This is a genomic window from Neorhizobium galegae (assembly GCF_017877055.1).
GTDB lineage: Bacteria > Pseudomonadota > Alphaproteobacteria > Rhizobiales > Rhizobiaceae > Neorhizobium > Neorhizobium galegae_D.
Genome location: NZ_JAGIPG010000005.1, coordinates 392163 through 404641, shown reverse-complemented (window position 1 = coordinate 404641; position 12479 = coordinate 392163). Strand labels below are relative to the sequence as shown.

Here is a 12479-nt window from a genome sequence, read left to right as displayed (position 1 = left end):
CAAACTCTCAAGTTGAGAATCCAATCCGACTAATCACTCTTGTTCTGAATCGACGAGAACTCACTTTGATCATGTCCGCATCACTGCGCCCACGATCAGGTGTTCTCTTGTTCAAAACGTGACCGTCATTTGTCTTCCATAGATCAAGCCCTAAAGCCCAATCCGCGAAAACCGCCGACCACGTTTCTCTTTCTTCTCATCTTCAATTGTCAAATAACCGACGCTTCAAAACCAAATGGCCAAACCGTCAAAACTTCCCGAACAGCACCGCTTCCAGAGACCAAACCGTAACCCGGTCCCAACCAGCATGCGCCAATCAATCAGTGATTTCTGAAGAACGAAAGTCGTCGTCGCCAGCAGCGCCGCCGCCCTCGTTCAGTGAGCGGGTTATAGAAGGAACCCCTCTTTCAAGTCAACAGGGATGAATCAGAAAAATCGAGAAAAGCGACAAGCAATTGATATATAATCATAATTTCCGAAGAATCATTCAAAATGTGCTTTTCCGGGGACTTTCGAGCCCTTGCGACGGGCAGAAACACCACCCTTTTGGTCCCTGCCCCAAAACCGCCCCGACAAATTCACATTCTCATGGTTACCACGGTCCCAGCAGGGAATCGAAAAGACGTCTCGGGCGGTGTACGCGTTTGCAACGTGACTGATTTGACTCTCCAGGCTGAAAGGGGCACATGTTTGGCCCAAGGTCCCGCAGGCAGTATAAAAACTGCCTACGGCAATAACGAGTATCAGGGACTGGCTTAGACTGGCATGATGACGGCCCGCAGCATGATCCGCTCGCTCGGCAACGAACCGCCGATCCTCGCCGACGGCCGTCGTGCTCCGGATCGACGTGAGATTTCGTTGCGTTGGCTTTCCGGCACGTTTCTGACGGGCATTACATCTTCTATCCTGATGGGCGTTGCTTTGTTTGCCGCCCTCGACGGTCGCCAGCAGCTTGCGATCCCGGCCGAAGCCTCCGCCTCCATCCCGACGAACGATGCGGATGCCGCCTCACGCGGCAAGCGGCTGCTCGGCGGCAATATCGTCGCCATGCCGACCGACCGGAAGGTGATGGAAGTCTCGACGGTCGTGCACGAGGGCAATAAGGAAGTCGTCCGCCGCAAGCCCTTCGCGCATGTGAAGATGAATCTTGCGGCAAACCACGTGGCGCAGGAAGATTATCCGAACTTCGATCCGATGACGATCTTCTCGTCGAGCGAAACGCCCCCGCCGCCTGCCGCGCGTGCCGGCGTCATCTACGGGTCGAACGTCGAATCCGAAGTCAGTCTCCAGACCGTCGCCTTCCCCGTCAAGGGCAACATGTACGCCTTCGCGCAGGCGATGACGCTGGAGGAGGTCGAGGAGAACGTCCGCTCCAACGGTTCGGTGCTCAGCGACGGCAACGCCCAGCTTTCGGCGCTCTATTATGTCGATCCGCAACGCTTCTCGTCGAAGGAGGATGGCGGCGGTCTCGATATCACCGCCGGTCTTTCTGCCCGCATCGTCGAGGAAAACATATCGGTATCGACGCCTGAGGCGATCAACTCGCGTACCCGCGAATATGCCGACGACATCATTCCGGTGCGCAAGGTCGAAACGGTCAGCCAGGCGATGACCGAGGTCGGCTATCCGGAAGGCAAGGCCCGCGAGATTTCCGGCTACCTGCAATCCCGCCTCGGCGAAGCCGACCTTTCCGTCGGCGACGTGCTGCGCATCGGCGTCATCCAGGAAGGCGACATGGTTCTGGTCGTCCGCGCCAGTCTCTATCGGCGTGGCGACCACCGGGTAACCGTCGCCCTCGACGATCATGGCCGCTTCGTTGACGGCCGGGAGCCGCCGATGCTGGATGCGGTCGCCTCTGCCTTCAGCGAGCAGCCGGCGCAGGTCCTCGCGGGCCGCGAACTGCCGCGCGTCTACGACGGCATCTACCGGGCCGCCCTCTCCTACGGCATGAGCAAGGAGATGACCGGCACGCTGGTGAAACTGCTCGCCAGCAATGTCGATCTGCAGGCCCAGCTGAAACCGACAGACAAGATCGAGGCCTTCTTCTCGGTCGCCGACGACAAGGGCCAGGCGAACAAGGATTCCCAGTTGCTCTACGTGAACGCCCGTTTCGGCGACACGACGAGCCGCTTCTACCGCTTCCAGAACCCCGACGACAATTCGGTCGACTATTTCGACGAGGACGGCAAGAGCATCCGGCAGTTCCTGCTGCGCAACCCCCTTCCGAACGGCCGCATGACCTCCGGCTTCGGCATGCGCGGCCATCCGATCCTGGGCAAGGCCCTCATGCATACCGGCACCGACTGGGCCGCCCCGCGCGGCACGCCGATCATCGCCACAGGCAACGGTGTCGTCGAAAAGGCTGGCTGGGATTCCGGCGGCTACGGCAACCAGACGCTCATCCGCCACGCCAATGGCTATGTCTCCTCCTACAATCACCAGAGCGCGATCGCGCCGGGCATTCGCGAAGGCGCCAAGGTCACCCAGGGCCAGGTGATCGGGTACGTCGGCTCGACCGGCCAGTCGACCGGCACCCACCTTCATTACGAGCTGATCGTCAACGGCACCAAGGTCGATGCGATGAAGATCCGCCTGCCGGGTGGCAATTCGCTGAACGGCAAGGCGCTCGCCCGTTTCGAAGAGGAACGCAAGCGCATCGATACGCTGCTCAACACCCAGTCGGCCGACGAGGTCGCCAGCCGCTAAGGCTGTTACCAGGCCGGATCCGCAGACGAAAACGGCGGCCGGAGCCGCCGTTCTGCTTTTAATGTTCAGCCTGACTTACGCAGCTTCGCTCACAACCCGTTTGACCCGGAACAGCAGCCGGTCCGAACCGGCCGAGACCGCAACGGCCGAGCCGTCCGGGATCTGGCCGCCGAGAATCTGCTCTGCGAGCGGATCCTGCACGAACTTCTGGATCACCCGCTTCAGCGGACGCGCGCCATAGACCGGGTCGTAACCCTTGTCGGCCAGCCATTCGCGGGCGTCCGGACCGAGATCGATGCTGATCTTCCGCTCCGCCAGAAGCGACAGCAGCCGCTTCATCTGGATATCGACGATCGCGCCCATCTCGTTACGCTTCAGGCGGTGGAACAGAATGATCTCGTCGACGCGGTTGAGGAATTCAGGCCGGAACGAGGCTTTCACCACATCCATCACCTGCTCGCGCACGCTTTCGGAATCCTGGTCCTCGCGAAGAGCGGTCAGGTATTCCGCCCCGAGATTGGAGGTCATGATGATCATCGTGTTCTTGAAGTCGACCGTGCGGCCCTGCCCGTCCGTCAAGCGCCCGTCGTCGAGCACCTGCAGGAGAACGTTGAACACATCAGGATGCGCCTTCTCGATCTCGTCGAACAGCACGACCTGGTAGGGCTTGCGGCGGACGGCTTCGGTCAGCGCACCGCCTTCGTCATAACCGACATAGCCCGGAGGCGCACCGATCAGCCGCGCCACGGAGTGCTTCTCCATGTATTCCGACATGTCCATGCGCACCATCGCGGTTTCGTCGTCGAACAGGAAGCGGGCGAGCGATTTAGTCAGCTCTGTCTTACCGACGCCGGTCGGGCCGAGGAAAATGAACGAGCCGATCGGCCGGTTCGGATCCTGCAAGCCGGCGCGCGAACGCCGAACCGCGCGCGAGACGGCCTGAACCGCATCGCCCTGGCCAACGACGGATTTCGCCAGTTCGTCTTCCATCCTCAGCAGCTTGTCGCGCTCGCCTTCCAGCATCTTGTCGACCGGAATGCCGGTCCAGCGCGACACCACATGGGCGATCGCATCCGGGTTCACGACTTCCTGCACCATGGCATTGGTCGAGCTGTCCTGGGCTTCGGCTTCCACGAGACGCTTTTCCAGCTCGGGGATCACGCCATAGGTAAGCTCCCCGGCACGCTGGAACTCGCCCTTGCGCTGGGCCGTCGCCAATTCATTGCGGGCCTCATCGAGCTGCTTCTTGAGATCGGCGGCAAGGCCGAGCTTCTGCTTTTCCGCCTGCCAGCGGGCCGTCAGCGCATCCGCCTGCTCCTCGAGCGAGGTGACTTCGCTTTCCAGCCGCTGCAGCCGGTCGGCCGAAGCGCTGTCGGTTTCCTTCTTCAGGGCTTCGCGCTCGATCTTCAGCTGCATGATGCGCCGGTCGAGTTCATCGAGCTCTTCAGGTTTGGAATCCACCTGCATGCGCAGCCGCGAAGCGGCTTCGTCCATCAGGTCGATCGCCTTGTCGGGCAGGAACCGGTCGGTAATGTAGCGGTTGGACAGCGTCGCAGCCGCGACCAGGGCCGAATCCGAGATCCGAACCTTATGGTGCTGCTCATATTTTTCCTTCAGCCCGCGCAGGATCGAGATCGTATCCTCGACCGTCGGCTCCTCGACCATGACAGGCTGGAAACGACGGGCAAGTGCGGGATCCTTTTCCACGTGCTTGCGATATTCGTCGAGCGTGGTCGCACCGACGCAATGCAGTTCGCCGCGGGCAAGCGCCGGCTTCAGGAGGTTGGAAGCGTCCATCGCCCCGTCGGACTTGCCGGCCCCGACCAGCGTGTGCATCTCGTCGATGAACAGGATGATCTCGCCGTTTTCCGACTGAACCTCGTTGAGCACGCTCTTCAGGCGCTCCTCGAACTCGCCGCGATATTTCGCGCCGGCGATCAGGGCACCCATGTCGAGCGCCATCAGCTTCTTGTCTTTCAGGCTTTCCGGCACGTCGCCGTTGATGATGCGCAGCGCCAGGCCCTCGGCGATCGCCGTCTTGCCGACGCCGGGTTCGCCGATCAGCACCGGATTGTTCTTGGTGCGGCGGGAGAGAACCTGGATCGTGCGGCGGATTTCGTCGTCGCGGCCGATCACCGGATCGAGCTTGCCGTCACGGGCTTCCGCCGTGAGATCCCGCGCATATTTCTTCAGGGCCTCGAAACCGGCCTCGGCATTGGCGCCGTCGGCAGTGCGTCCCTTGCGGATATCATTGATGACCTGGTTCAATCCCTGCGCCGTCACGCCGGCCTTCTTCAAGGTCGCGGATGTCGAAGCCGAGCTTTCGATGACAAGTGCCAGCAACAGGCGTTCGACAGTGACGAAACTGTCGCCGGCCTTCTTGGCGGCCTCTTCCGCGGTCGAAAAAACCTTGGCGAGCGGCTGGGAGAGATAAATCTCGCCACCGCCGCCGGAAACCTTGGGAAGCTTGGCGAGTGCGGCGTCATTGGCAATGCGCGCTTCCTTGGCGTTGCCGCCGGCGCGATCGATGAGCGAGGACGCCATGCCCTGATCGTCGTCGAGCAGCACCTTCAGCACATGTTCGGGCGTGAACTGCTGGTGGCCCGAAGCCAAAGCCTGGGTCTGAGCCGACTGCAGGAAACCGCGGACGCGCTCGGAGTATTTTTCGATGTTCATTGTGATACCTCCAGTGATCGACCCGCCCATGATACGGCACGAACCGATGATTGAGATTGAGCTCCCTCAAAGGCAAGCCCTGCCGAAATCTCGGCGTTGCTGGAGATATGGTAAGCGGATTCTCGTGTTTAAAGAGTTCAGAAGGTCAAAATCCGTCGGCAGAAGACGTCACAAATTTCCGCGTGACAATCCGCGGTCGAGCGAATAGAGAAACCCCATGTCATTCACGTCCACCCACGCCTCGCGATTTTATAGCTACCGCTTTCCCCAGCGGATGCGGGTCCGTGCGTAGCTGATTTCGACGCAACGACATTCCCTCAAGCCGCTAGTCTACCTGGCGGCTTTTTCAATTCCGCACGGTATGACCAAACAGGAGCCATGCCCGTGCCGAATGCCAATCCCGCGAATACTGTCGATGATCGCCGTATCGTCGAGCTCACCCCGCTGACCATGCCCGCCGACATCATCGCCGAAATCCCGCGCGATGATGCGGTCACCGAAACCGTCACCCGGACGCGCGACATCGTTCATCGCATCCTTGATAATGAGGACGATCGGCTGATCGTCGTTATTGGTCCCTGCTCCATCCACGACCCGGTCGCGGCGAGGGACTATGCGGCCCGGCTGGAAGAACAGCGACGACGTTTCAATGGCGATCTCGAAATCGTCATGCGCGTCTATTTCGAAAAACCGCGCACCACCGTCGGCTGGAAGGGCCTGATGAACGACCCGCATCTCGACGGCAGCTACCGGATCGAAGAGGGTTTGCGGATCGCCCGGCAGCTTCTTCTGGACATCAATGCGATGGGTCTTCCGGCGGGCTGCGAATTCCTCGATACGATCACGCCGCAATATATCGCCGACCTCGTCAGCTGGGGCGCGATCGGCGCGCGGACGACCGAAAGCCAGGTGCACCGCCAGCTCGCGTCAGGCCTCTCCTGCCCGATCGGCTTCAAGAACGGCACCGATGGCGGCGTCGCGGTGGCGCTCGATGCCATACTGGCCGCCTCGCAGACGCACCATTTTCCGGCGGTGACCAAGGACGGCCGGGCCGCAATCGCCACGACGACCGGCAACGAGGATTGCCACGTCATCCTTCGCGGCGGCAAGCGGCCGAACTACGAGGCGGCCGATGTCGAGGCCGTTTCCAGGGAGGCGGTAAAACGCGGTTTGGAGCCACGCATCCTCATCGACGCCAGCCATGCCAACAGCGGCAAGGATCCGATGAACCAGCCGCTGGTCGTGAAGAACGTCGCGACGCAGATCGCTGCCGGCAACATGGCCATCAAGGGCATGATGATCGAGAGCAATATCATCGGCGGCCGCCAGGATCTGGTGCCCGGCAAGTCGCTCACCTACGGCCAGAGCATCACCGACGGCTGCATCGACTGGGAAACATCCGTCACGGTGCTCGAAGACCTTGCCCGCGCCGCCCGCGAACGGCGCAAGGCCCACATCTGAAGCAGATGGGTTATTCTTGCTCAATGAAAAAGGCCGCCCGGTTTCCCGAGCGGCCTTCTTGATCTGGGTTATTCCCGCCCGTGGGCTTATTCCGAAGCGGCATCCGCCAGGGCCGGCTGCGAGCCGTCGCCCGAGGCCTCGCCTTCGGAACCGCCCTCTTCACCGGCGCCTTCGCCACGACGCGGACGACGCGGACGGCTGCCGGCGGCGCGGCGGCGGCGCGGAGCGGCTTCTGCCTGCGCCTCTTCCTCGACCGCCACTTCCGCAGGCGTGCCTTCGATCACCGGTTGCGGACCGGAACCATCAACGACCGGAGCGACTGGCTGAGGTGCTGCGACCTGGGTCGGAACCGCCGCGACGGCCGGCTGTTCCGGACGATTTTCGCGGCGGGGGCGTTCGCGCTGCTGGTCACGCTGTTCGCGGGGCTCCCGTTGTTCACGGGGTTCCCGCTGCTCGCGAGGCTCGCGCTGTTCCCGGCGAGGCTGCTGGTGCTGAGCCTGCGGCTGGGGTTGCGGCGCTTCGTCCATGGACGGCTGTTGCGAGTAACCGCTGTCCTCGCCCTCATTATTGTCCATGTCGTCCTGATCCTGAACGTTGCCGTCCCGATCCTGATAGTCGCCACGATTGTCGTGCTGGAACCTGTCCTGCATCTGCGCCTGTGCGGCGGCAATGATGCGGTTGTAGTGTTCGGCGTGCTGGAGATAGTTCTCCGCAATCACGCGGTCGCCGGAGCTTTGGGCATCACGGGCGAGCTGACTATACTTCTCGGCGATATGCTGGGCGGTTCCGCGGATCTTCACATCCGGTCCGGAGCTATCATAGGTGCGGCTAAGAGGATTGCCGCCCTTGCGGTTGAAGTTGTTATTTCCGCCGCCGCCGCTATTGTTATTATTGTTACTGCCGCGACCTCGACCGCGTTTGTTCTGCTGTCCTGGCCTCATCTATCTTTCACCAATTCTCTGTCTTCGCTGATAAGGGGCCACGCGGCCTGTCGGACAGAGCCGAACAAGACTTCGCGTGCCGCGCACAGGCCGATCAAAGCGTCCTGCCGCTTGTGAAAGTCAAATTAACTGATTCACGCACCGGGAATTGTTCAACCTTCGCAACTCTTCGAAAAGAGATGGATCAAAGGGTTGCCCTGTAACCCGAACGAATCGCTGTTCATTCCCAGCCGTCCCAGTGCGTATCTGCAAGCTATCCCGCTTCCTCCGGGAATCCAAGCCTTTTCTTTTGCCTGCAAAATCAAGGATGATTCACGGTAAATACGAGAACCCGATCATTATCGCCGTAGTCGCGCACCGCTTCCGCCAGCGTAAAGCCGGCGACACGGAAAATCGCGCTCACGGTTTCCTTCTGATCGAACCCGATCTCGACGCCGATAACGCCGTCTTTTTCGAGGAAATCTCCCGCACTCGCTGCAATCGCGCGATAGGCTTCGAGCCCATCCGGACCTCCATCTAGCGCTGCCAGCGGATCAAAATCCCGGACTTCCGGTTCCAGTGCGGGGATAACATCGCTTCGTATATAGGGCGGATTTGACACGATTATGTCGAAACACCCTGAAATTGCGTCGAACCAATGGCTGCGGATCGCCTGAAATCTTTCGGACATTCCCAACCGGGCGGCATTTTCTGTCGCCGTCAGCAGGGCATCCTCCGAGATATCGCTGCCGATCCCTTGAGCCTCCGGGCTCTCCTTGAGGAGCGCGAGAACGATCGCGCCGGTGCCGGTCCCAAGATCGAGAATACGCGCAAAACCCTTGTCTGCGACAATCTGCCTCACATAGGCAAGCATCGAATCCACCAGGATTTCGGTGTCCGGGCGCGGCTCCAGCGTTTCCTTCGAAATGAGGAGCTCCATGCCGTGGAATTCACGTGATCCTAATATGCGGTGCACCGGCTCCCGTTTCAAGCGGCGCTCGACCGCTTTCGAAATCCGGAAGGTTTCTTCCTCCGTCAGCAGCCGGTCGCCGCCGGTAAAGACTTCGGTGCTCGAAAGCCCGAGCAGCCCGCCGATCAGCAGCCGCGCCTCGATGGCCGCATCCGGCAGGCCCACCGCCGAAAACCTGGATCTGGCATCCGCGACGGCTGCGGAAAGTATCGTCATCCCTGTTGCTCGCCGAGCTGCGCCAGCTGGCCGGCCTGGTAGTCGGAAATCAGCGCATCGACCACTTCGTCGATATCGCCTTCCATCATCCGGTCGAGCTTGTAGAGCGTCAGGTTGATGCGGTGATCGGTTACCCGCCCCTGCGGAAAATTGTAGGTGCGGATGCGCTCGGAACGGTCGCCGGAACCGACCTGGCTCTTGCGGTCGGCGGATCGTTCGTTGTCTGCCTTCTGGCGCTCCATGTCGTAGAGACGGGTCCGCAGTACCTGCATCGCCTTGGCGCGGTTCTGGTGCTGCGATTTTTCCGAGCTGGTCACCACGATGCCGCTCGGCATGTGGGTGATGCGCACGGCCGAGTCCGTGGTGTTGACGTGCTGGCCGCCGGCGCCCGACGAGCGCATCGTATCGATGCGGATATCTTCCGGCCTGATTTCGATGTCGATCTCTTCGGCTTCCGGCATTACGGCGACGGTCGCAGCCGACGTGTGGATGCGGCCGCTCGCCTCCGTATCGGGCACGCGCTGCACCCGGTGCACGCCGGATTCGAACTTCAGCTTGGAGAAGACGCCGCGCCCGGTGACCGTCGCGATGATTTCCTTGTAACCGCCCGCTTCGCCTTCGCTGGCCGACAGCACCTCCACCTTCCAGCCCTTGGTCGACGCATAACGCTCATACATACGGAACAGGTCGCCGGCGAAAAGTGCGGCCTCGTTGCCGCCGGTGCCGGCCCGGATTTCGAGAATCGCACTCCTCTCGTCGGCCGCGTCCTTCGGCAGCAGCAGAAGCTGCATGTCCTTTTCGAGCCCCTCGAGCCGCTCCTCGGCCTCCGGCAGCTCCATTTCCGCAAGCTCGTGCATCTCGCGGTCGGTCGCCTTGTCGGAGAGCATGGCTCTGAGATCGGCCACTTCGTCGACCGTCTTCTGGTATTCGCGGATCTTGCGCACCACCGGCTGCAGTTCGGAATATTCGGATGCCAGCTTCACATAGACATCGGCGGCAGGGCCTTCCGCCATGCGCGCCTCGATCTCGCCGAACCGGCGTTCCAGCTCGCGCATCTTTTCGACAGGAAGCTTCGCCAATTATAAAACTCCAACTATGCCGTTCGTCATCCTCGGGCCTGTCCCGGGGATCTATCCACGCCGATAGGTAGCAGATCCTGGAGAAATCCTCGGACGTGATCCGTGGACCGAGGATGACGGTGAGAGCACATAGCTCGACCAATAGCCATCATTCAATCATCAAACCGGAATATTGTTGGCCGCGGCGAACCGCACAAGCAGCGCGCGGATCGGCTCCGACGACCTTGTATCGTCGAGCGCCGCGTTCAATTCTGCCGACAGCTGGTCGATGTCAAGCCCGAGCAGCATTGCCTTGACCGGCCCGATCGAGGTCGGGGACATGGAAACCGAGCGGAAGCCGACCCCGAGCAGTGCCATGGCCGAAAGCGGTTTGCCCGCCATCTCGCCGCACAGCGTCACCACCGTCTTGTTGCGTTCGCCGGCCCGCGCGATATCGCGCAGAATGCGCAGGAACGGCTTGCCGAGATTGTCGAAACGGTCGGAAACCCGAGCGTTGCCGCGGTCGGCCGCCATCGTGAACTGGAACAGGTCGTTCGAGCCAACCGAGACGAAATCCACTTCCGCCATCAGTTCGTCGAGCTGCCACATCAGCGCCGGCACTTCGAGCATCGCCCCGAACTGCAGCTTGCGCGGCAGGCTGTGGCCGAATTTCGAAAGATGCTGCACTTCCTTCTGCATGAGCTCGCGCACCGCATGGATTTCCGAAACCTCGGTCACCATCGGCAGCATCATCTTGAGCTCGGCGCCGGCGGCTGCCCTGAGCAGCGCCCGAAGCTGGGTGCGCAGAAGCCCGGGCCGGTCGAGCGACAGGCGGATCGCCCGCCAGCCGAGCGCCGGATTTTCTTCTTCCTGGGCCCGGAAATAGGAGACGACCTTGTCGCCGCCGATGTCGAGCGTCCGGAACGTCACCGGCCGGCCCGCCGCTTGCTTGATCACGTTGCGGTAGAAGCTCTCCTGCTCCTCGAGCTTCGGCATGGTCGAGGCGATCATGAACTGCAGTTCGGTGCGGAACAGGCCGATGCCATCCGCGCCGGATTCGACAAGCTGCGGCAGATCGACCAGCAGGCCGGCATTCATCTGCAGGCTGATGCGCTTGCCGTCCTTGGTCAGCGGCTCGACGTCTCGGAGCGCCCTGAACTGTTCCTGGCGACGGGCCCGCAGGCGTACCTTTTCCTCGTAGGCCTTCTGCAGGTCGAGGACCGGCCGCAGGTGAAGCTGGCCGTCGTCGCCATCGATGATGATCGCATCACCGTTTTCGGCAAGCGCCACCACGCCCGCCGCCTGTCCCACGACCGGAATGCCCATCGCGCGCGCGACGATCACCACATGGCTCGTCACTGCGCCGTCTTCGAGCACCAGGCCGCGCAGGCTGGCGCGCGGATAGTCGAGCAGCTCGGCGGCACCCATGGCGCGGGCGAGAATGATGGCGTCCGTCGGGAAACCTTCGTCGAAAGCGCGGCCGGAAAAGCCCGTCAACTGGCGCAGAAGCCGGTTGGCCAGATCGTCGAAATCATGCATCCGCTCGCGCAGATAGGGATCGGTCAGGCGCATCATCCGCGCCTTGGTGTCGCTCTGGACCTTCTCGACCGCGGCTTCCGCCGTCAGCCCGTTGTGGATCGCCTCTTCCATGCGGCGGACCCAGCCCTGGTCGTGGGCGAACATCCGGTAGGTTTCGAGCACCTCGCGATGCTCGCCTTCCTGGGAGACTTCCCGACGCGACAGCATGTCGTCGATCGAGATGCGCAGGGACCCGAGCGCTTCCGCCAGCCGCGTGACTTCCTTCTCCGCATCTTCATTCAGGAGATTGGTGACGACGATACGCGGTTCGTGCAGAACCACATGGCCGAGGCCGATGCCCTCGTTATAGGCGTCGGCCTCGATCGTGATGGCACGCGTCAGGTCCAGTTCGAGGCCGGGCCTGGTGATCTTCTTGAGCTCGCCGGTGGCGATCATCTCGGCGATCACCATCGCCGTGGTTTCAAGCGCCTCGACCTCATCCTCGCGATAGTTGCGGCTCGCCTTGTTCTGGACGACGAGAACGCCAAGCGTGCGGCCAGCCCGCAGGATCGGCACGCCGAGGAAGGAATGGTAGATCTCTTCGCCGGTTTCGGGGAGATAGCGGAAGGCCGGATGCGCCTGCGCATCCGAAAGATTGAGCGGCTGGGCGGAGGCGGCGATCGTGCCGACGAGGCCCTGGCCCATCTTCAGCTGCGAGGTGTGGACCGCCTCCTTGTTGAGACCTTCGGTCGCGTAGAGTTCGAGAACGCCGTCGGAGCGGAGCACATAGACCGAGCAGACTTCGGCCACCATGTTGCTGGCGATCTGGCGGACGATCCGGTCAAGGCGCTCCTGTGGCTCGAGCGGCTCCGCCATCAATTCGCGCAGCCGCTTCAACAGAACGCGCGGACCTGCCGACAGGTCTCTCATCGCCTATGTTCTCCCGAAACGAGG

General features: G+C 61.8%; 7 protein-coding genes. 2 read left to right on the top strand and 5 right to left on the bottom strand.

The window, feature by feature from the left end; all coding sequences use genetic code 11:
- Window positions 1–765: 765 nt before the first annotated feature.
- On the top strand, window positions 766–2706 hold the full coding sequence (locus tag J2857_RS28260; RefSeq protein ID WP_210013383.1) for a M23 family metallopeptidase: 1941 nt from the start codon (window positions 766–768) through the stop codon (window positions 2704–2706).
- 75 nt (window positions 2707–2781) lie between these two features.
- On the opposite strand, the gene clpB is transcribed toward J2857_RS28260, so the two are convergent.
- A complete protein-coding gene (gene clpB, locus J2857_RS28255) occupies window positions 2782–5382 on the bottom strand; it encodes an ATP-dependent chaperone ClpB (RefSeq protein ID WP_210013382.1) in 2601 nt (866 codons plus the stop codon).
- A 384-nt stretch (window positions 5383–5766) separates the two neighbouring features.
- Between clpB and J2857_RS28250 the strand changes: the two genes are divergently transcribed.
- Entirely contained in the window at window positions 5767–6843 is a 1077-nt protein-coding gene (locus tag J2857_RS28250; protein ID WP_348635731.1) for a 3-deoxy-7-phosphoheptulonate synthase, read from the top strand.
- Between the two features lie 86 nt (window positions 6844–6929).
- On the opposite strand, the gene J2857_RS28245 is transcribed toward J2857_RS28250, so the two are convergent.
- The 4 genes from J2857_RS28245 to ptsP all read right to left on the bottom strand — a co-directional run bounded on the left by J2857_RS28245 (window position 6930) and on the right by ptsP (window position 12455).
- The gene (locus J2857_RS28245; RefSeq protein WP_210013380.1) at window positions 6930–7784 is read right to left on the bottom strand and encodes a DUF4167 domain-containing protein; all 855 of its coding nucleotides are present in this window, start codon (window positions 7782–7784) and stop codon (window positions 6930–6932) included.
- A gap of 301 nt (window positions 7785–8085) precedes the next feature.
- Window positions 8086–8949 carry a peptide chain release factor N(5)-glutamine methyltransferase gene (gene prmC / locus J2857_RS28240; protein ID WP_210013379.1) on the bottom strand — a complete coding sequence of 288 codons (864 nt, stop codon included), beginning with the start codon at window positions 8947–8949 and terminating at the stop codon, window positions 8086–8088.
- Complete coding sequence (prfA, locus tag J2857_RS28235) at window positions 8946–10028, bottom strand: peptide chain release factor 1 (RefSeq protein ID WP_210013378.1); 1083 nt, start codon at window positions 10026–10028, stop codon at window positions 8946–8948. The genes prmC and prfA overlap by 4 nt, the downstream gene beginning before the upstream one ends.
- A gap of 159 nt (window positions 10029–10187) precedes the next feature.
- A complete protein-coding gene (gene ptsP / locus J2857_RS28230) occupies window positions 10188–12455 on the bottom strand; it encodes a phosphoenolpyruvate--protein phosphotransferase (protein ID WP_210013377.1) in 2268 nt (755 codons plus the stop codon).
- Window positions 12456–12479: the final 24 nt, after the last annotated feature.

What these genes read in the sequence shown, in the direction of transcription:
- ptsP (WP_210013377.1), bottom strand. Translation starts at nt 12,455, where the DNA reads ATGAGAGACCTGTCGGCAGGTCCGCGCGTTCTGTTGAAGCGGCTGCGC.
- clpB (WP_210013382.1), bottom strand. Translation starts at nt 5,382, where the DNA reads ATGAACATCGAAAAATACTCCGAGCGCGTCCGCGGTTTCCTGCAGTCG.
- prmC (WP_210013379.1), bottom strand. Translation starts at nt 8,949, where the DNA reads ATGACGATACTTTCCGCAGCCGTCGCGGATGCCAGATCCAGGTTTTCG.
- J2857_RS28245 (WP_210013380.1), bottom strand. Translation starts at nt 7,784, where the DNA reads ATGAGGCCAGGACAGCAGAACAAACGCGGTCGAGGTCGCGGCAGTAAC.
- J2857_RS28260 (WP_210013383.1), top strand. Translation starts at nt 766, where the DNA reads ATGATGACGGCCCGCAGCATGATCCGCTCGCTCGGCAACGAACCGCCG.